This window comes from Listeria sp. PSOL-1 (assembly GCF_902806445.1).
Lineage (GTDB): Bacteria > Bacillota > Bacilli > Lactobacillales > Listeriaceae > Listeria.
On the sequence record NZ_LR760298.1, the window covers coordinates 1333382 to 1353968 of the forward strand.

The 20587-nt window shown below is 35.9% G+C and carries 22 protein-coding genes; 5 read left to right on the forward strand and 17 right to left on the reverse strand.

Features of this window, described 5'->3' with window-relative positions; all coding sequences use genetic code 11:
• Positions 1-11: 11 nt before the first annotated feature.
• The 7 genes from coaD to cyoE all read right to left on the reverse strand — a co-directional run bounded on the left by coaD (position 12) and on the right by cyoE (position 5727).
• Positions 12-506 (reverse strand): pantetheine-phosphate adenylyltransferase, encoded by a 495-nt coding sequence (gene coaD / locus G6Q10_RS06485; RefSeq protein ID WP_163654401.1) that lies wholly within the window; start codon positions 504-506, stop codon positions 12-14.
• The gene (gene rsmD, locus G6Q10_RS06490) at positions 503-1066 is read right to left on the reverse strand and encodes a 16S rRNA (guanine(966)-N(2))-methyltransferase RsmD (protein WP_163654403.1); all 564 of its coding nucleotides are present in this window, start codon (positions 1064-1066) and stop codon (positions 503-505) included. The genes coaD and rsmD overlap by 4 nt, the downstream gene beginning before the upstream one ends.
• 125 nt (positions 1067-1191) lie before the next feature.
• A complete protein-coding gene (locus G6Q10_RS06495; RefSeq protein WP_163654404.1) occupies positions 1192-1473 on the reverse strand; it encodes a YlbG family protein in 282 nt (93 codons plus the stop codon).
• Positions 1474-1497: 24 nt separating this feature from the next.
• A complete protein-coding gene (locus G6Q10_RS06500; RefSeq protein ID WP_163654407.1) occupies positions 1498-1932 on the reverse strand; it encodes a YlbF/YmcA family competence regulator in 435 nt (144 codons plus the stop codon).
• Between the two features lie 59 nt (positions 1933-1991).
• Entirely contained in the window at positions 1992-3047 is a 1056-nt protein-coding gene (locus G6Q10_RS06505; protein ID WP_163654409.1) for a CAP domain-containing protein, read from the reverse strand.
• A 200-nt stretch (positions 3048-3247) separates the two neighbouring features.
• Entirely contained in the window at positions 3248-4660 is a 1413-nt protein-coding gene (locus tag G6Q10_RS06510) for a tetratricopeptide repeat protein (protein WP_163654412.1), read from the reverse strand.
• Positions 4661-4815: 155 nt separating this feature from the next.
• Complete coding sequence (gene cyoE / locus G6Q10_RS06515) at positions 4816-5727, reverse strand: heme o synthase (RefSeq protein ID WP_163654414.1); 912 nt, start codon at positions 5725-5727, stop codon at positions 4816-4818.
• Positions 5728-5952: 225 nt separating this feature from the next.
• On the opposite strand from cyoE, the gene G6Q10_RS06520 reads away from it, so the two are divergent.
• Complete coding sequence (locus G6Q10_RS06520) at positions 5953-6867, forward strand: COX15/CtaA family protein (RefSeq protein ID WP_163654416.1); 915 nt, start codon at positions 5953-5955, stop codon at positions 6865-6867.
• Positions 6868-6954: 87 nt separating this feature from the next.
• Here the strand turns inward: G6Q10_RS06520 and G6Q10_RS06525 are convergent, their stop codons facing one another.
• The 5 genes from G6Q10_RS06525 to hemE form a co-directional block, all read right to left on the reverse strand.
• A complete protein-coding gene (locus G6Q10_RS06525) occupies positions 6955-7593 on the reverse strand; it encodes an MOSC domain-containing protein (protein ID WP_163654418.1) in 639 nt (212 codons plus the stop codon).
• Positions 7594-7612: 19 nt separating this feature from the next.
• Positions 7613-7939 carry a magnetosome magnetite crystal formation protein family gene (locus G6Q10_RS06530; protein ID WP_163654420.1) on the reverse strand — a complete coding sequence of 109 codons (327 nt, stop codon included), beginning with the start codon at positions 7937-7939 and terminating at the stop codon, positions 7613-7615.
• 49 nt (positions 7940-7988) lie between these two features.
• Entirely contained in the window at positions 7989-8330 is a 342-nt protein-coding gene (locus tag G6Q10_RS06535) for a hypothetical protein (protein WP_163654422.1), read from the reverse strand.
• A 138-nt stretch (positions 8331-8468) separates the two neighbouring features.
• Entirely contained in the window at positions 8469-9401 is a 933-nt protein-coding gene (hemH, locus tag G6Q10_RS06540) for a ferrochelatase (protein ID WP_163654424.1), read from the reverse strand.
• On the reverse strand, positions 9398-10459 hold the full coding sequence (gene hemE, locus G6Q10_RS06545; RefSeq protein ID WP_163654426.1) for a uroporphyrinogen decarboxylase: 1062 nt from the start codon (positions 10457-10459) through the stop codon (positions 9398-9400). The genes hemH and hemE overlap by 4 nt, the downstream gene beginning before the upstream one ends.
• A gap of 154 nt (positions 10460-10613) precedes the next feature.
• On the opposite strand from hemE, the gene G6Q10_RS06550 reads away from it, so the two are divergent.
• A complete protein-coding gene (locus G6Q10_RS06550; protein ID WP_163654428.1) occupies positions 10614-11117 on the forward strand; it encodes an antibiotic biosynthesis monooxygenase in 504 nt (167 codons plus the stop codon).
• Between the two features lie 46 nt (positions 11118-11163).
• Here G6Q10_RS06550 and G6Q10_RS06555 read toward each other — a convergent pair whose 3' ends face one another.
• Together G6Q10_RS06555 and G6Q10_RS06560 are read right to left on the reverse strand one after the other, a co-directional pair.
• Complete coding sequence (locus G6Q10_RS06555) at positions 11164-12387, reverse strand: ABC transporter permease (protein ID WP_163654430.1); 1224 nt, start codon at positions 12385-12387, stop codon at positions 11164-11166.
• Positions 12371-13123 (reverse strand): ABC transporter ATP-binding protein, encoded by a 753-nt coding sequence (locus tag G6Q10_RS06560; RefSeq protein WP_163654432.1) that lies wholly within the window; start codon positions 13121-13123, stop codon positions 12371-12373. Before G6Q10_RS06560 ends, G6Q10_RS06555 begins: the two co-directional genes overlap by 17 nt.
• A 177-nt stretch (positions 13124-13300) precedes the next feature.
• Here G6Q10_RS06560 and G6Q10_RS06565 point away from each other — a divergent pair, with 177 nt between their 5' ends.
• From G6Q10_RS06565 to G6Q10_RS06575, 3 genes are all read left to right on the forward strand, one after another.
• Entirely contained in the window at positions 13301-13723 is a 423-nt protein-coding gene (locus G6Q10_RS06565; RefSeq protein WP_163654433.1) for an HIT family protein, read from the forward strand.
• Between the two features lie 57 nt (positions 13724-13780).
• Complete coding sequence (locus G6Q10_RS06570; protein ID WP_163654436.1) at positions 13781-14143, forward strand: YtxH domain-containing protein; 363 nt, start codon at positions 13781-13783, stop codon at positions 14141-14143.
• 519 nt (positions 14144-14662) lie between these two features.
• On the forward strand, positions 14663-15523 hold the full coding sequence (locus tag G6Q10_RS06575; RefSeq protein ID WP_163654437.1) for a peptidylprolyl isomerase: 861 nt from the start codon (positions 14663-14665) through the stop codon (positions 15521-15523).
• 62 nt (positions 15524-15585) lie between these two features.
• Here G6Q10_RS06575 and yhaM read toward each other — a convergent pair whose 3' ends face one another.
• The 3 genes from yhaM to G6Q10_RS06590 are packed head-to-tail and all read right to left on the reverse strand — an operon-like array spanning position 15586 to position 20524.
• Positions 15586-16527, reverse strand: a complete 942-nt coding sequence (yhaM, locus tag G6Q10_RS06580) for a 3'-5' exoribonuclease YhaM (protein WP_163654440.1) — start codon at positions 16525-16527, stop codon at positions 15586-15588.
• Positions 16528-16568: 41 nt separating this feature from the next.
• Positions 16569-19295 carry an ATP-binding protein gene (locus G6Q10_RS06585; protein ID WP_163654442.1) on the reverse strand — a complete coding sequence of 909 codons (2727 nt, stop codon included), beginning with the start codon at positions 19293-19295 and terminating at the stop codon, positions 16569-16571.
• Positions 19292-20524 carry a metallophosphoesterase family protein gene (locus tag G6Q10_RS06590; RefSeq protein ID WP_163654444.1) on the reverse strand — a complete coding sequence of 411 codons (1233 nt, stop codon included), beginning with the start codon at positions 20522-20524 and terminating at the stop codon, positions 19292-19294. The genes G6Q10_RS06585 and G6Q10_RS06590 overlap by 4 nt, the downstream gene beginning before the upstream one ends.
• Positions 20525-20587 lie beyond the last annotated feature (63 nt).

Below are 20587 nucleotides of genomic sequence, written 5' to 3' on the forward strand. Positions count from 1 at the left end.
GGTTACCTCTCCTAGTTCATTTCACGTGGAAACTTTATCCGCAGTGCTTTTGCTACAACTTCGGGCACTAACTCACCGATATCTTCATGATACTTCGCTACTTCTTTCACAATACTTGAACTAAGAAAAGAATATTTAGAACTTGTCATAATAAAAAAAGTCTCTACTCCTGGATCAAGTGCACGGTTCATTGTCGCAATCTGCATTTCGTATTCAAAATCGCTGACTGCTCGTAAACCACGCACAATGGCTGTCGCCTTTTTTTCTTTCGCGTACTGAATTAATAAATCAGCTGAACTCTCAATATGGACATTCGCTAAGTGGCTAGTTGAAAGGCGAATTAATTCCATTCGTTCATCGAGATTAAATAGCGGCTTTTTACTAGAATTATTTAAAACAGAAATATAAATAATATCAAAAACTTTAGCTGCTCGTTCAATAATATCAAGATGCCCGTTTGTAATTGGATCAAAAGTTCCTGGACAAATTCCAATTGTTTCTTTCATTGTAGACCCTCCTCCAAGCGATAAATTGACAATATCGTAATTCCATAAGTAGCCTCGCGTATTTTTGTAAGGCGACCTAAATTTTTAGGTAAAGTAGCTTCTTTGTCATGTTCGCAAATAATTTGACTCCCTGGCCTCACCATTTCAAGTGTATCTAATTGACTGATAATTGTTTCAAGCTGCTGTTTTTTATATGGCGGATCAAGAAATATTAAATCAAAACAACGCTCTTGTTTGGCAAATATTTTTAAAGCTCGAAATGCCTCATTGCGAAAAACCTCCGCTTGTTCAGTTAACTTGCAGGTTGTTAAGTTCTCATGAATGGTTTTAATAGCTAAGCTGGACTGATCAATAAATACAGCTGTTTTTGCGCCACGGCTAAGGGCTTCAATGCCAAGTCCACCGCTTCCGGCAAAAAGATCAAGCACTTCCTCGCCTTCAAAAAAGGGACCAATTATTGAAAATAATGCCTCTTTAATTTTATCTGTTGTTGGGCGCGTATTTTTGCCAGGCACAGCCTTTAGCACACGGCTTTTACAATCTCCGGCAATGACTCTCATGGCAACTTCCTCACTTTCGCTTGTTCTTCCCTTAAACACCACATATCAATCTCGCCCTAATCCCAAGCTTTAACGGACTTTTAATTTCCGAAAAATGCTTGAAATTAGGGCGCATCTTTTTTTATTTAAATACTTACTTGAATTTCTTCAACGTAATGTTCATTCAGTTGATCCTTTTTCGATTCATATTCTGTTTTTAAAAATGGTCGAAAGGAAGGTTCAATACGTTTAACATAGTGAAAACGTGATAGTTTTTCTGAAATCTCATCAACTTCACTCATATCACAGTAAAGCACAACATACTTTAATTTCTTTGATATATAATGAATGTTCCCAAAACGTTTTAGTGACCGAACTTGCTTTAAATGACTTAGCCAAACAATAATCGCTTGACGATCATTTCCCATAAAACTCATCCTCCTTTTCGCTAATTATTTCGCACAACCGCAACTACCGCCACCAGAACAACCAGAATTTTTCACAAAAAATGGGTTACCCGTTGGAACTTTAATATTGGTAGAAACGGCGCCAGCAAGCATAATGCTAATTTCATCAAGCAAAGATTGTAAATCCATCTCAGCTCGCTTAAATTCCGCGACAAATTCATCCATATCAAGCTCACGTTTCAGCTTTCTAGCTTGTCTCGTGATTTCTTTATAGTCAGGATGGTGACGACCAAAGCGTTGCACTTCGTCGTATCTTTCTTTTATTTTAACAAAAGCTTTTTTTCGCGCTTGTGTTTTTGGATTATCATTCATTTGTTGTTTTTTCTCAAGATAAAGCTGAACGTAGTCAGATTCAAAGATAGTCTGTACTAGTCCATCTGCTTCACTTAAGAGCTCTAGTTCTTTCGTTGTTGTCATCATCACATCTAACCTCCGTGACAATCTTTATTTTTAAGCATCTTTTATTATACCATAACTTTTTACTTCGTGATGAAATTCTGTGTGTAATATTTTTGATAGGTTCCTTCACCCATATACGTGAACTTTTTATCTAACAAATTTTTACGATGACCAGGCGAATTAAGCCAGCCTTCAACAACCGCTCCTGCATCAATATAATTATGCGCAATATTTTCACCAGCTAATTGGTAACGAACGCCTGCTCGTTTTAATCTATCAGAAAGTGAACCGTACGTTTTTGACTGATGATCAAAATAATTATTTTGCATCATATCAACACTGTGATTATAAGCAACTTGCTGGACTTGATTGTCATAAGCTAGCTCCTCTGCCCCATAACGCTCTCGGATGACATTCGTAATTTCAAGTGTTTGTTCATCGTTTGCTTTGTTAATTTTTTGCCACATTGCTTCATCTATTTTTTCTTCAAAAAGACTCCCTTGATAATTTAACTCATAAGGATGCATTTTTATAAAAGCTAATTTATTTAAATAACGGACACTGACAAGCTTTGATTTAAATTTATCAAAATTCAACTGTGCATAAACACCACTTCCTAGATTGACAATGGGGCGTACGTTCAAATCGTCTTCCGAGAGTTCAAAGCGATAAAAACCATTTTGATAAGAAAAGGCAATTCCTGATTGAAGCTTGGCGTTTGTGAACACTTTTTCTATTGACATCCCAATTTTATACGGTTCAAGGCTTAAGTCTTCACCTAAGGCATAAACAGTTTGAATCTTTTGATCCCGCACTCCAACAATCATATAGCTTGAATTCGGCTGATTATAGACATAATTATCATAACCATAAGGCGTCTTATCAATTCGGACAGGCTCACCAAATTGAGCTTTAAATTGCTTAAAATCTTGATCAATAAAACGACTAATGCTCGTTTTACTAGTCATTGATCGATTTGATTCATTTGTTTTTTTCTTTGTTGGTGCTAAATCTTCCTGTTTTATTTTCTCAAAAGCTTGGTTTTTTTCATTTGGACTTTGAAAAAATAAATCGGTATTGTAACCAATAAAAAGGCAAATAACAAGCATGACAAGAACTTTCAAAATAAATTTCACTTTTTGCCTCCTCAAAGCGCTATTTCTTTATATTGTACCGATTTTTCTACAGAAATGCTATAAAAATTGACTCGTTTTGAAGATAAATTGATTGACACGCTTTTTACACACGACAAATAAGCTTGGATCATGCCCGAAATGAACGCATTTGCGCTATCGTTTTATGTTCCAAACTATTTATCTACTCACATTGTAAGGTTCTACACACTTCCAGCACTTTTCATTTTTGAAAACAGTTTATTTTGTTGCTGCTCACTTTTGGTCTCTTTTTCCTTGTTATTTCTGTATATATGAATGATTTTATTATCTCGCATGGCGATGATTAAGCTATGATGCTTGTTTTCTTGCATTAAATACAGCTGTTCATGACGATCTTTTACAAACATTTGTGAAAAACGAAAATTCATAAAAGCAACGTAATTTTCCTTATTTTTCATTGCGCGATCAAATTGAGCGAGATAAGGTTTAGCAATATATTTTTTTAAATTGGCAGGAGTGGCTTGATTTTTTTGATATAAATCACGGATGGCTTCTATTTTTTGATATTGTGCTAAATTACGATGATCAGCTACTTGGCTTTTATCACTTGTAGCAACAACTTTTTTAGCTCCATAAGTTAGATGAGTTGAATCCACACTCACTGTTTGATAAAACGCAGCAAGAGAATGTATCCCTAGTGGAATTAACAAAATTAATAAAGCAAAAATTGCAATAGGCAGCCTAATATATCGATTTTGCTTTTTTTGAATCGTTTCCTTACCACCCGCTTCAATTTGTAAAAAAATAGCTCTAATGATAAAAACAAGTGGCACAATGATGCATAATAAGGCAGAGATTCCGATTAACCACCACAGTAATAAGACCGTACCCATGTAAGAAGCGACAATCAAGCAACTAACAGACAGCTGCTTTCGCTTTAAAAACAAGCGAACCTTTTCATACAAAGCAAACGATCGGCTTTCTGTAATCGCAAATTCTTCCCGAAGTTCTAATGCCTCTTTGTTACCTGAATCGCCAGTTAAGACTCGTTCCACGTACTCTCGGGCTTGCTCGAAATTGCCACGCTCATAGTTTGTTTTAGCAAAAATAAGCAAATTTTCTTGGTGGTATGGTTCAAGTGCAATTGCTAAACTTTCCATTCTCCATGCTTTTTGCCATTCCGTTCCACTCTCGACTAAAAGCTCACTATACCTTCCTAAATAATTTACATTTTCAGGATCAAAATGAAGAGCTTTTTCATATAAGGGTTCACGCTCACTGAAGCTTACAGATAAATGTTCAGCTAACTCAAAATAAAAATAAGCGTTTGTGTGATCATGTTTAATCCCTAAACGAGCAAAATGGCAAACTCGTTTGTTTTTTTTCATTTCTTTATAAATCGCAACCGCTAGTTGATAACTTTCTATTTGTAAAGGTTGACAATTAATCGCTTGTTCAATATTTTCAGCTGCTTCTACTAAGTTTTGCTTCTTAAATTGGACATAGCTTAAACATAAATAGCCAGCAAAATGAGAGGGGTTTTCCCAAATCATATGTGTCGCTTCTTCTTCAGCTTTTAAAAATTGATGCGCCCGGATTAATTGAATCGTTCGTTCAAAACTAGCAATCTTCATGTCATATCACTCCGATTTCAGCATTTTTATCACTATACCACACCAAAATACAGAAAATATTTATGAAAAGCTTAAGAAAAAGTAAGGATTTTAGCGTTTAAAAGAGAAAGCGCCATCATTTTGTCCGCTACGCCCCTCAAGTGCAAACCCCACTTTTACAAGAAGATGGATACTACAATCATTACAACAAATAAAATGGTCATATAATTTAACGAGTAGACAAACATAAGACGTGCCCACTTTATGCTATCTCTCATTTTAAAACCATAAAGGCTAAGTATAAACCAACCCAAATTAAGTATAGTCGCTAACACGACATAAACCATGCCAAGCTGCATCATAAAAAAAGGTAAGATTGTAAGTAATACCACCCAAAATAACATGCTTTTCTTCGTGCGTTCAATTCCTTTTACTACAGGAAGCATTGGGATCCCTGCTGCTGCATATTCCTCTTTTCGCTTAATCGCAATGGCATAAAAATGTGGTGGCTGCCAACAAAACATCACGAGAAAGAGCATGATCGGAATGATGCTAATGTGTGGGAAAACAGCAAACCAACCAATAAGCGGCGGTACTGCGCCAGATAAACTCCCAATGACCGTGTTAGAAACAAGTTTTCGTTTAGCAAATAGCGAATAAACAACCACATATAAAAACATACCAAAAACCCCAAGCAATCCCGCTTGCCAGGTTGTCATAAAGAGAATGATTATTCCTGCTAAACCAAGACAAGATGCCACAGTCAATGCTTGTTTTCCAGAAATTTTCCCTGTCATTGTTGGCCTGCTTTTTGTGCGTTCCATTATCCCATCAATATCACGATCAATCACATTATTAAAGGCCCCTGAAGACGCAACAATAAGCGCAGAACCAATGATTGTATAAAAAAGAAGGTCAAGCTGCTGAAAAAAAGAAATCCCATTTAATTGAAATGCTAACCACATCCCAGTGAAAGCAGTAATTGTATTTGAATTAACAATCCCTATCTTAATCAATTCCGTAAAATCACGAACTGTAAATTTAGCTGAAACGTCTTGCAACTGATTCGTTTTTTCCATCTGAGTCACCTGTATTCCCCCTTAAGTCAAAAATCGCATGAACAGCCCCACTATCTTTCTATTATGTGGAAAAATGACGCCGCTTGTCAATTAATCGGCTTAAACATATCGTTACCCAATGATCATACTTTCTTTACTTATCCTATAAAACACGCTAAAATAAATTTTATAAGCAGCAAGTCACCTAGAGTCTACATAAATTACATATACACTAAAGAGGAGATTTGATTTCATATGAAGAAATTTTTGAAAGTCTGGTCCGTCTTAACCATCATTGCGATGACATTTGTTGTTTTTGGCGGCGCTTTAGTAACAAAAACTGGTTCTGCTGACGGTTGTGGTAACTCTTGGCCACTTTGTAACGGACAGCTTGTTCATTTAACCGATATCACACCAGAAAAACTAATCGAAGTTGCGCATCGTTTCACTACTGGTATTAGCTCTATTTTTGTTATTATTTTAGCTATTTGTGCTTGGCGTTTAATTAAAGATCGTCGTGAAACAAAGCCGCTTGCCATTATCGCCATCCTTTTTTTAATTTTACAAGCTTTTATGGGAGCAGCTGCCGTGATTTGGGGGCAAAATCCTTATATTATGGCACTTCATTTTGGTATTTCCATTATTTGTTATTCTGCGATTGTTTTACTAGCACTCCTTATTTTTGAAGTCGATCGAAAATTCGATGCACGCTATCTAGTTATGGAACGCAAATTACGCTTGCATATTTATTTTTTAACACTATATACTTACATTACCGTTTATACTGGAGCACTCGTACGCCATGAAAAAGCAAGTCTGGCTGTTCCTGCTTGGCCTTTTCAAAATGGACAATTTATCTGGCCACATTCCATTCAAGATTACGTTCAGTACCTCCACCGCGCTGCTGCGTTTTTACTTGTGATATGGATCCTCTATGTTACATATCTGATCTTCCGTCATTACAAACATTATCGTGTGCTCACTTATGGTATGGTCCTTGCTATCATCCTTGTTGCACTTCAGACTTTGACTGGCATCATGTCCGTTATAACAAGTGTTAACCTTTATGTAGCATTATTCCATAGTCTAATTATTACGATTTTATTTGCGCTATTTTGCTATCTTAGTCTACTTGCTACCCGCAGCCAAAAAAATCGCTTGCAAATTTAATAGCACAAATTCAAAAAGACTAAAATTAGTAGGTCAAGATCAAGCTTGTCGCTGATCCATTTCTCATACCCGCTAATTTTAGTCTTTTTATTTCAGCTTTTTTTCTACTGCTGCACGGTAACGCTCAGACAAAGCTGGCACCGCTAAAATCCGCTTAAAAGCAGCAAGATCGCCTTTCCTATGTAAGATCATTTCATGGCAATAACTAACCGTTATCTGATGTGGATCTTGTTTTAAACGAACCAACTCATCACCTAATTGAATTTTTCCGCTTCTAATAGTACGGCATAAGTATCCAGTATATCCTGTTTTTCGCACCATTTCATAAAGCTCTGGCATAGCATTATATTTCGCAATGGTTGAGCAAGGGTTACGCGCTTCGGTTACTTGAAAGACAGCATCGCCTGCCTGAAATAGATCACCAATGGCTACGTCGGTCTCTAGCATATTTGTGACTGTTAAATTTTCTCCAAATGCAGCATCTGGTAATTTCTTTTGAAACGTTTCTTCAAATAAGACGTAGTGCTCTGCTGGAAAGATACAAACGGTTCGATCTGGTCCCCCGTGATACTTAAGATGAAAAGATCCATCATTTTGAAAACCTTCTTCTGTCAAAAAAGCTTCTTTAACCGCTTGCTTTTTTATTCCAGTCATCATGTTTTGATCGCTTTGAAAAGTCATTTCTTTTGGTTTACCAACAGCTAAATGTACAATTCTTCTCACCATGCGTTAGAATCCTCCTAACTTAGATACGATCTGTTGCAACTTTAACAACACGTACGATCACCCAGATAAAAACGATCAAGTTCATTAAAAGGATAAAACCTACACCTAAAATAGAAAGGACAATCAGCCCATCATCTACTGCTACCCCTAAGCCGTAAATTCCAAGAATAAGGAGGAAGAGAAGATTGATAATCGATGGCAGAATGTTAACAAATAAAGCTGTTTTTGCATGCTTTTTAACGTAATTACTAGAAACAGCAACCCAAATGATAATTGGCAAAATGATCGGCAAGAAAAAATAACTTAAATAAGCCAAAATGGCAAGAAGTTTGTCATTGTTTCGCAAATTCGCTACTCCTCCTTCACTCTTTTCTTCGTAAATTGGTGTTTAGCCTTTATTTGTAATGAATTTCACCAATTTTTAACATGAGACTGAGCGCACTGAATTTTTCATCGCTCGTATGAAGTTTTGTCTCATCTTGAAATTTAATTGGTGCAGCTGTAATCTCTTCTTGTTTTTTTGAGAAATAGTTTGCTTCAAGTCCTAGCTGTTCAGTAATATTCGCTATGTACCTATTAAATTTGTTGCCATTTCTCATTCTACCTGTTGTAATACTTGCCATTGTGCTTTGTGAAATCCCGGCTACCTTTGCAAATGTTCTTTGCGTATATCCATTTAATTTTATATATAATGAAATGTTATTAGCAATTCTTTGTTTTTCTACGCTACTTTTCATTTTACTAACCTCCCGTGCTTTCTTACTACAATTTATATTATCCCCCAAAAAAATGAGAACCCGATTAAAAAAGGATAGTATTATGGTAATAATTAAGAAAGCGCTTTTCTTAAGACAAAGCACACCACATCAAATTACTTAGCTCATCTCCTGATATGCCTTTTTGACGACCGTTTTTAATACATCCAAAAATGTTGGATCTGCATTTGGCATTGGCGGGCGATGATAAGCTACTTGTAACTTATCTGTGATCACTTTACATTCGTAATCATTATCGTACAGCACTTCAAGGTGATCTGCCACAAATCCTACAGGTGCATAAATGAAATGTTGATAGTGATTTGTTTGATAAAGCTGCTCTGTTAAATCTTGGACATCAGGGCCTAGCCAAGGAACGCCTGTTTTGGCTTCACTTTGAAAACCGAGTGCGACATGCGGAACAATCACTTTTTCTGCAATTAAATCTGCTGTTTCCTGTAATTGCTTTGGATAGGGATCACCGTATTCTTTAATCTTCTCTGGTAGACTATGAGCAGAAATAATTAAGATGGCTTTGTCTAGTTCAGCTTCAGGAATCTGACGTGCAACTTCATTAATACGCGCTGCCCACATCTCAATAAATTTGGGCTCAAGATACCATTCATCAATCGTTTTGATCTTTAAATCACCCAATTTTGAAGCGGCAGTCAGCGCACGTTCATTATATGATTTAACACTAAAGCTTGAATAGTGCGGTGCAAGAACAATAGAAATGGCTTCTGTTATACCATCTTGATGCATCTTTGCTACAGCATCTTCAATAAAGGGTTCAATATGTTTTAAGCCAACGTAGACTTTGAATTCAACCCCAGCCTCTTGTGCATTTAATACACGTTCTAAACCGTAAGCTTGTTCTTCTGTAATTTTCGCAAGTGGTGATAAGCCACCAATCGCCTGATAACGTTCACGCAAATCAGCAACCATTTCAGCTGTTGGCCTCTTGCCGCGCCTAATATCTGTATAATAACGTTCAATATCTGCATCGCTATATGGCGTTCCATAAGCCATCACTAACAGCCCTATTTTCTTCATAAATGATCACCTTTTTTTAAAAATTTTTCACTTTGTTGATGAACGTGCTTCGTCAATTTTTGTAACATTTGCGGTGAAACTTCCGGGAAAACTCCATGCCCTAAATTAAAGATAAAGCCACGTCTTTTTACTGCTTCTAGTAAAATTTGGTCTGCTACATGAAGACATTTTTCTTCTGCAAGTAATAGTGACGGATCTAAGTTCCCCTGTAGTGCCTTGCCACGTGTAAGTTCTCTTGCCTGATTAACAGACACACGCCAATCAAATCCCAAAACATCAACGGATAGATCAGAGAATGAGTTTAGCAAATGTGAAGCTCCGACTGCTTGCATGATAATCGGTGTATCTGGATAAATCGCTTTAACTTGTTGCACTATTTTAGACGCTGTGGGCTTAATATATTCATCATAATCAGCAAGACTTAATGATCCCGCCCACGAATCAAATAATTGTACTGCACTTGCGCCAGCGCCAATTTGAGCAATTAAATAATCAGTAATCATTTGCCCAAGCTTTTCCATCAAAAACGACCAAGTAGCTGGGTCTTTATACATTAACGCTTTCGTTCGATGATAATTCCGTGACGGACCTCCTTCAACTAAATAACTAGCAATCGTGAATGGGGCACCAGAAAAACCAATAAGTGGAACTTCTAATTGTTCGCTCGTTAACAAACGAATGGTTTCTAATATGTAAGGCAGGTCTTTCGCTACATCTAATGTCCCTAAGCGCTCTACATCTTGGAATTTCTGGATCCGCTGAGGAATCACTGGGCCAATCCCGCTTTTTATTTCAACGTCAATCCCCATCCCAACGAGTGGTGTCATAATATCTTTGTACAAAATAGCGGCATCCACACCGTAGTTTTCGACAGGTAAACGCGTTACATAAGCGCACAGTTCAGGTTCATGCGTCATTTCGAATAAGGAATATTTTTCTTTAAGCTTGCGATATTCCGGTTGTGATCTCCCGGCTTGTCTCATATACCATACAGGAATTTTTTCAACAGCTTCTCTTTTAGCCGCCCGCAAGAACAAATCATTTGTTATCTTAGCCAACTCTGCACTTCCTTCCATTGTTCAAATCTGAACTAGACTACATTAAAGAATACTAAATATATCGCTTAAAACCAAATAAATTGCCTAGCGTTTTGAATTTATAAAAATTGGGAATAAAATATAAGTCATACCACTAGGAAAGCAGGTCATGGAAATGAAAAACATTTATATAACAACAGGGACAGAACATTTTTTACGGCAAATCTTAAATGATCACCCATCTGATAACATTCTTTTACTGCAAAACTATAATCAGTCGCTTTTATTACAAGAAAGCTCTGACCCTACAGTTTTTAAAGAAGAAAGTACGTATCATTTGCTGCAAAATCGCGGTGAAATAAAAGGGAGCGGTAGCGTCGTATTCGAATATATTATGGTACGTGATGAAGAAATCCCCCTTTTTCTAAAACTTTATCAAAATCTAAGCGTTCATTTTAACGAAACAGCTGGTTTGCAATGTATTCAGCTCGGACAGTCTCTAAAAAATAATAAGTTTATTATCATTATGTTCTGGGACAATGCATCTGATTATCCTCTTTGGAAAAAAACACCACATTACCAAGAAATCGTGAAAGTCATGGAAAGCAACAATACACAGATTGGCTTTTCACATACAGATATTTATCATTTTCCTGAATTTACGCATGATGCTAAATAAAAAGCTTGATGTGGTCTATTTAAAGATCACACCAAGCTTTTTTATTTTATTGATACATTTTTTTCATCCGATAAGGTATATAGATAAACGTGAAAATAACAACAAAAAGTAAGTTAATTGCTAAACATAACATACCACCAATTGATCCATTTTCAGCAATTTCAATAATACTAAATAAAACGGCTTGTCCAACTAATAATATCCGAATGAAGTGAACAAAGCTTCTGCGCTCAATTTTCGGTTCTACTGGATAAAGTTTCATCATTAGCTGCCCATCAAAATGTTTCAACATCGGAATAAATTGAAAACCCGTTAAGTAGAGAAAAAGTAATGAAAATAATAAATTTAAATATAGACCTTGAATAAAAATGATCAAAATCGCGCAAATAACTGTTAATCTTACATAAAGACCAATATATTCATTCGTCCTGACAAAAGTTCTGCTCCATAAAAAAGCAAAAGTTTTGCGCTTGGCATACGGAATTGGTTTATAAAGAAAATCCAGATAGGCTCTTCTTTTCACAGTCCCCTTTAAGTGAGGAACATCTGTAAACAAGTTCACCAAACGATAAAAACGGTTCATTCGTGCTTCTTCTTTAACGATCAAAAGCTCAAAACGCAACGTTACATCTTTCGTTCGTTGCAAAATAGCAGCATAACTCACCAATAAAACAACAATCGTAATTGGAATCGTCCATAGCAAATGAAATGCTAAAACAAGATAAATCAATAACGCACTTAAAATAACGCGGAAATAAAGCCATGCGGTATCACTATTATCAAGCTTTAACGCTTGAAAAGAAAAACCAACGTTCCAACACTTAATCAAAATAAGCGCGACTAACAAACCAAAAAAGCGGCTATAAGAATATCCTGTTATCGCTGTATACATTGGCATTGCAGCACCAAGGATGATCACAAAAGAATAACTCTGTAGCCAAAAACTAGCCACTTGTGCTTTTCGAAAATATGGTGCCATTCCTTTTTCTTGTACAATTAAATAAACAGAATCAGCGCGTTTAAGCAAAGTTACAATTTGACCAGCACAAATAGCTACCGTCAATAACACAACCATAAGCGGAATACCAGGAAATCCAGGCTTAAGTGTCTTTACCCAGTCAGCATAATAAAAAATAAGCGCGCCAATCCCAATAAGCAAGACAAGTAACAGATGATCATTAAACATATAGCGGAGATACTTAACTAATTCATCTGTATAATGACTATAGCGTTTCTTCCATAACTCATTACTATTAAAGTTCAGCTTCATCGGCCTCTTCTTCCTTCGTTAACTGAATATAGATTTCATCAAGAGATGCCCCGCTCATCATAAACTGTTCTTGCAAATCGGAAAGTGTTCCCTCAGCCCGAATTCTTCCCTGATGTAGAATGATAAAACGATCACAATACTTTTCCGCTGTTGCAAGAATATGAGTGGACATCAAAATACTAGCACCTTTATCACGCATCTCTTTAATCCAATTAAGCAGTGACGCAATGCCGAGCGGATCTAACCCGACAAATGGTTCATCAATAATATACAATTTAGGCTCAATCAAAAAAGCAGACATAATCATGACTTTTTGCTTCATTCCTTTAGAAAAATGAGCAGGAAACCAATTTAATTTGTTCTCTAAACGAAATTCTTTTAAAAGCGGTGTTATTCGCGTTTTAAATTCTTCTTCGCTTAAGCCATAAGCCATTGCTGTTAATTCCAAATGTTCATTTAACGTTAGCTCATCATAAAGTACAGGGGTTTCTGGAATATAAGCAAATTCTGAACGATAGGCCTCAATGTCTTCTGTTAACGTTTTGCCATTAATTTTAATTATCCCTTTTTTGGGCTGCATTAAACCAGTAATATGCTTAATCGTTGTACTTTTTCCAGCACCATTTAAACCAATTAAGCCAATAATTTGTTTTTCATCAATTTTAAAGGAAACATCTTTTAAAACGGGTCTTTTTGTGTATCCTCCAGTAAGATGCTCAACCTCTAATAAGGCCATATTAAGACTTCCTCCTCTACTTCCTCATCTGTTAGCAAAATGATTTTATCTTAATGATAGCATATTTTTATCTATTTCTCTAAAAAAACTTTAAGATTTGATTATAAAGCATGATTTTCCTAATGTTTTGTGGTAAATTAAATGATAGATACATATTGATGAAAGGTGGCCTTAGTAATGGAAGATTGTATTTTTTGTAAAATAATGAACGGGGAAATTCCTTCTGCTAAAGTTTATGAAGATGAAGAAGTTTACGCTTTTCTCGATTTAGGCCAAGTAACGAAAGGACATACACTTATCGTCCCCAAAAAACATGCCCGCAATGTTTTTGATTTAGACGCAGATGCTGCTGCAAGTCTTTTCTATCGTGTTCCTAAAATCGCAAATGCTTTAAAAGCAGCTTTTCCACTAGAAGGCCTCAATGTTCTTAACAATAATGAAGAAATAGCTAGTCAAAGTGTCTTTCACTTTCATGTGCATTTAATTCCGCGCTACAATAAACAAGATGGCTTTGGACTAAAATGGCAAGACCATTCAAGTTCTTATACACCAGAGAGCTTCAACAAAATCGCAGCGGATATTCGCGACCACTTAAAATAAAACGAGCCACTTTACTTTAAGTAGCATCGACTTATCAATTGGAGAGGTGAACAAAAAATGAACAAAAAATCTTTTATGCTAGGAATTCTAGCTGGCGCAGCAACTGGTGCTATCGCTTCTATCTTTTTAACACCAAAATCTGGTCGTGAACTCAGACATGACATTGCACAAAAATCCGGTGAAGCAAGTGTCATTTTAAAAGAACTTGCTTATAACACCAATGAACTGCTGCAATCGATTCAAGTTTTAGGAACAGAGGGCACGACTTTACTAAAAGATGTCTCAAGTGACATTATGGAATCTGTTTCAAAATGGAACGAAGACATGGAACCAGAAAAAAAACGTTTAAAAGATGAAATTAAAGATATGCAAAAAACAATTGCTGATCTTGAAAAAACATTAAAAAAAGATGCAAAATAAGCAAATCTAGCGGATATAAATCAATTTACTCCATATTTTTCAGGAAAATATGGCATAAGTGTGTGCTGTTCAATCAAGGGAAGGCATCTCAGTTTGGAAAGTTGTTTGCTTCAAAGACCGTGAGAAAGCCTGTCAAAGCCCACAAAGCGAAAAGATTGTCACATTTTAATCATTTCTTCAAAATTTTTTTATCAATATATATATAAATGTTTCTCCGCTTGATTGCTCGCTCTGGCCTTACAATACGTATTTTTTTATATTTGAATCTATAAGTTTTCTCTAATATAAACGTTAGCTCATTGCCACTTTATAATTCTGTGCTACACTTGGCAATGAGCTATTTAAATGAAAATCTGGAAAGCGTTTAAACACAGTTTTTCAATTTTAATTTCTGATGAGAGAGAAATGATGAAAATGAGAATACAATTAAATTTTTCATATTTTTCCTTTTCAAAGTTGTTTTATGATATCATAGTTAATGAAATTATCCCTAACTAATTAAGGAGAGTGTTTAATTAAATGAAAAAGAAACTGGTTTTAGGACTTGTCATGCTGATGTCAGTATTTGGGCTAGCAGCATGCGGAGGTGGCGGTGACGTCGTAAAAACGAACTCAGGAAATGTTACTAAAGATGAGCTTTATGATGCAATGAAAACAAAAGGTGGAGCAGAAGTTTTACAACAACTTACTTTTGATAAAGTTCTTTCAAAAAAATATAAAGTAAGTGACAAAGAAGTAGATGCTGAATTTAATAAATACAAAAAACAATATGGCGATCAATTGCCATCTGTACTTGCTCAATCTAAGTTAACCGAAAAATCTTTCAAACAAACGTTAAAATACAATCTGCTTATCGACAAAGCAACAAAAGCTTCAATCAAAACAGATGACAAAACATTAAAAGAGTACTACAAAACTTGGAAACCAGACATCACTGTTAGACATATTCTAGTTGCTGATGAAGCAAAAGCGAAAGAAGTAGAGAAAAAAGTTAAAGATGGCGATGATTTTGCTAAATTAGCGAAAGAATATTCAACTGACACAGCTTCTAAAGAACAAGGCGGCTTATTAGAACCATTTGGCCCTGGCAAAATGGATCCAGCGTTTGAAAAAGCAGCTTATGCCCTTAAGAAAAAAGGCGATGTTAGTGAACCAGTAAAATCTCAATTTGGCTATCATATTATTAAACTAGAAAAACCAGCTGAAAAACAATCATTTGAAAAAGATAAAGATGCTGTTAAAAAAGCTTATATCCAAAGCCAATTAACACAAGAAAACAAAGAAAAAGCCTTGAAAAAAGCAGTGAAAGATGCAGACATTAAGGTAGAAGATAAAGACTTAAAAGATACATTCAAAGATTACACTTCTTCTAAAAAATAAAAATAAACACCCTTTAGCAATAAGTCTTTTGCTAAAGGGTGTTTATTTATTTTCAAGCGAACTTAATCAAATGACGGACGGTAAAAAGCTCGATTCTCTAAACCAAAAACTCGTTCAGAAAATTCACCTGGCTTTGTATGGCCCAATGCTTTATCCATCATATTCATCGTTGCATCCATTAAATCAATTTGATGCAAAATCTCAGCTTCTCTAACAAGTGGAGGCTTAGGACTTCCCCATTCTCCTTTACCGTGATGAGCTAGTAAGACATGTTTTAAGACAACCACTTCTTCGCTTGCAATATCAAGCTCTGTTGCCACTTTGCTTACTTCTTCTACAACAATTGAAATATGGCCAATTAAATTTCCTTCTAATGTATAGGTTGTTGAAACAGGCCCCGATAACTCAATTACCTTTCCTAGGTCATGTAGGATGACCCCTGCATAAAGTAAATCCCGATTAATGCTAGGGTATAAATCGCTAATCGCTTTGGCGAGTCTTAACATTGATAGCACATGAAAACTTAGACCAGATACAAATTCATGATGATGTCTCACCGCCGCTGGATAATCATAAAATTCAGCTTGATATTTTTTTAAAAGTGAACGCGTAATTCTTTGCAGATTAGCATTTTTCATTTCAAAAATATATTGTGTAATCTCGCTAGCCATCTCTTCTTTATTCACTGGAGCTGTTTCCATAAAATCAGCAGGCACTAAATGATCAGTGGCTGTAGCTTGTTTGATCTGTCTAATCTTAAGCTGTTTACGACCACGATAATTTTGAATATCTCCTATAATATGGATAATTTTTTGCGGCGCATAATGTTCTTCATCAGTTTCTTTAACATCCCACAATTTTGCTTCAAGTTCACCAGATTTATCTTGTAATGTTAAACTTAAAAAAGGCTTCCCATTACTTGCAATCCCTTTTGTGCTTGATTTAATAAGCAAAAATAAATCAACCCCTGCACCAACATCATAATCCAGTAACTTTTTCTCCATTTTCTATCGCCTTCTTTCTATATTCAGCATTTAATCTACCTCTAGTATAGCATGAGAGTCTCTTCACGGGAAAAATATTTATTAGCTTCTTGATGACACGTGAAAAATAGCACTTGGTTTTTGAGTTTTCTTGACTTAAGCAATTCCATGATCGCTTCAAAACGCTGTTCATCAAAATTCACAAAGCCGTCATCAATAAGCAAAGGAAAAGGATACTTTTTAGCCAAAGTTTCAATCAAAGCAAAACGAATGGCTAAGTAAAGCTGTTCTTTTGTTGCTTGACTTAGCTCATCTGGCTTAAAAATCACATGATCATGTCTTAATACTTCTAAGCTTCCCTTTTCAAAGCGAACGAATTGATATTGGCCTTTTGTGAGCTGCTTAAAATATTCGGTAGCAAATTGAAGCGCTCGTGGTAGCTTTTCATCTTGTAAATAGCCCATCGCCCGTTGAATTAAAGACTCAGCTATTTTTGTGACTACCCAATCCTCTACTTGTTCATTTAATTCACTTTTCGCGGTGAAATAATCTTGAACGGTTTCACTAAACAAACCGCCTTCTTCAAGAATAGCTATTTGATGTTTCAATTCCACTCGTTTCGTTCTCGTTCGGCTTAATTCTTGCTCTATTTCCTGAATACACGCTTCATGCTCAAGTTCTGCTTCTTTTAAAGCTTCTTGATTTTGAAAGCTCGCTAATCGCTCTCGGATTTCTTTTGGCAATTGAGCTTCTAGTAAATGACCTCTCTCTTTTGCTTGGAAAAATTCTTGCGCTTTAAAACCAATTTGTTGAAATTCACTTTCTGTTGCAGCACCGACCGATTGTAATAATTTCTCTTTTTTTGTTTCAATATCTGCTAAATCTTTTTCAAGTAAATCTAATTGATTTTTTGCTTGCTCTATTTGTTCTTTACTTGTTGCAAGTTGCTTTGTTTTTTCATGATGCGTCTGATACAGCGTTTGTAATTTTAACACAGCAGCTTCTGTTGACAGCTCTTTACTAACCAAATCATAGCAATGTCTCTCCCAAGTATCTAAAAAGATTTGGTTTTGCTTCAATCTTTCTTCATGAAGCTCTCTTGCACTGCATTCTTTTAAAAAAATTTGCCATGCTGCAATCACTTCTCGTAAGTTACCTGAATGTGTTTTCATTCCAAGGCTGCTAAGAAAAGTGAATTCCTCTTGCTTTAAAATAGACAAGCCGCTAGAAGTTTCATTGAATTCAGTTTCTAACCTTGCACTCTCCTCCGCAATCACATCCATCTCGCTTAAAAGTTGCTGCCATGAATTCCGAAGTCTTTTCTGTTCGAAAAAAGCGAAAGCATCCGTATCATTAGGATGATTCATCCGTTTCAAATAGCTAAAACCAATGCAAAGAAGCGCAATACCATAAAAGAACACTTGCTTAAATAAAAAACCCAGTAAAATAAAAACTACAAAACAAAATACACCAATAAATAACGCATAGCGCTCTTTCCCTTTTGTTTCAAAGCGTTTTTTTGCATTTTTTAGCTCTTCTGTAGACCACATATCGCGTTCCAATTGATCAACCTGAGATTGCACTTTGTCTAAGCTCTTCTTTTTTTCTTGTTGCTGATAGGTTAATAACAGCTGCTTTTGCACAAGCTCTTGTTTCGCATGTTCGATATCTGCTGCTTTTTTATTGAAATTTGCTTGCCAATCTATCTTTTCTTCAGGCTCAGTAAAAGCAAATTCTTGCATCAATCTCGTTATCTCTTGCTCATTTATTAATCGGCCATCTTCATCTTCTTTATTTTGACGGACTTTTTCCTGATAAATCGGCCATTCAGCTAATAATTGAGCGACTTCTTTTTCATCGTTTTCAGTTAACACATTAGCCTCTGCTAAATTCCTTGACATGTTTAAACGCTCTTCCACTTGGCTTCTTTGATTCTTTTTTGTCATCTCAAAATGGTTTAACTGCTCTAACCGAAGAAGACCATCTGCCTGAAATTGGCTATCGTTTGCTTGATTGATAATTTTGGATAGACCCTGCCATTCTTCATAAAGCGGCCATTTTTTTAATAGGATATCGATTTCATTCTTTGCTAATTGTTGTTCCTTTTGCCGAGTTAAAAGCGCTGTTTCTTTTTGCTCATACGCCACACTTTCACTTCGCAAACTTTCGTAAGCCATGTTTTGCTTTTTACTTGAAAAATATTTTTTTTGTGCATTTTTTGTTTTCTCTAATTGTTGGTTAATAAGTGGGTTTCGCCCATTTGGTTTAAATAGCGTCTCGAGTTGTTTTTGTAGCTTATCTACAGTGGAAAATAATCGGTTCGAACCTGCTCCCCCACTTGCTAATAAATACTTTTCAAACTCCTCTTGCTTCATTTGTTGAATATGCTGTAAACCATGGATATCAAAAGAAAAAATAGCTTCATAAGTGACTCGATCCATGCCAAAGGTAAACTCGCTTAGCTTCTCTTCGCCAAATGTCGTTCCATCTTCTAAAGTGATCGTCACATCCCCTGTCACTTTCCCGCGTAAACGCTCAATCACTATGTTACCGAGAGCTGTATCAGCTAATGTCAATCTCCCACCATATGGTCCTTTATTTTTAGGTTCCATCCGCAGTATTCGTTGCTGCTTTGTTGGAAAACCAAATAAGATACTGTGGACAAATGCCGTAATTGTTGACTTCCCTGCTTCATTCTCTCCATAAAACATTTGAAAATCAGCAATTTCCTCAAAAACTTGATTTTGCCATTTTCCATAACCGATAATTTCAATTTTAGTTATTTTCAATTGCGCTCATCCTCCACCTCGGCTAGTGAATCGCCAATTTTTTGGAGTGCAGCTAAAATGATCTCCTGCCGCTTTTCTTTCTTTATTTCAGGTAAATAACGGCTAATATTCGGATGAAAATAAAGTGATTCAATACGATTAAAAAAAGCACTTTCTTCTAAAAGATCGTCTTTTGCTTTTTCCCATTCTGCGCTTAACAAATCTTTTTGCCACCAATTTCCATCAACTGCTTTCGCTTTCATTCTGGTTGTTAACTTATTTACCCAGATAAAATGCCCATCTTCAAAAAGATAATTGTCATTTAGCATTTCTAGCCAATTCTCCTTAAGTAAGGGGGTCTCTTCTTGAAAAAGCAACTCAATGTGTAGCAAATAAGAACTCTTTTTTTCGCTAAAGTCCGCTAATTTACTTGTAAGTGCGAGAAATACCGTAGATTTACTAACTGGCTGATCCAACTCTATCTGAACGTCTAGCCAAGTGATCGGTGCAACTGGTATAAATTGCAAATTCGTTTCTTGTTCAGACAAATTGACCAGTGTGATTCCTTTTTCTTTGACTTCTTTAAAATGTCGCCCTTGAATATTACCTGGATAATAGATAACAGGAGAAGTTGATAACGCTTGCCGCTTATGAATATGCCCCAGCGCCCAATAATCAAAACCCTTTCGTTTCAATTCGCTTGTTACAAACGGAGCATAAACATCGCCTTTTACGTGAGCGGCTTCTGTTCCATGTAGTAAAGCAATATGAAAATCCGCCATTCCACTTTTCTCGTAATCATTAACACGTTTGTCTGTAATGTGCTTTTTATCATAGCTAAAGCCATATAATTTCACATGTGGCCTCCCCTGTTTCTGCCAGTCAAACTGGCTGATTTCTGGACCAAAAACATGGACATTATCAGGAAGTACAAGTGCATCATGATGATAACCTCGAAAATCATGATTTCCATAAATTAAAAAAACATCAATCTCAGCAACAAATAGCCGCTTCATCTCATTATAAAACTCGACTTCAGCTTTAATACTCTGAATTTCTTTATCATAAACATCACCAGCAATAAGAACAAAATCGACTTGTTCAGAAATAGCTATGCTGATAGCTTTTTTTAGCGCAGTAAATGGCGCATTTTTTATTTCTGCGTAAAGTTCTTCCGGTAAATTGCTTAAACCAAGAAAAGGACTATCTAAATGTAGGTCTGCCATATGAATAAAACGGATTTCTTTCATTCTAGATACTCCTTTCAAAAATAAGAATATACGTTCTTATTATACCCCTGAAATCCCTTGTTT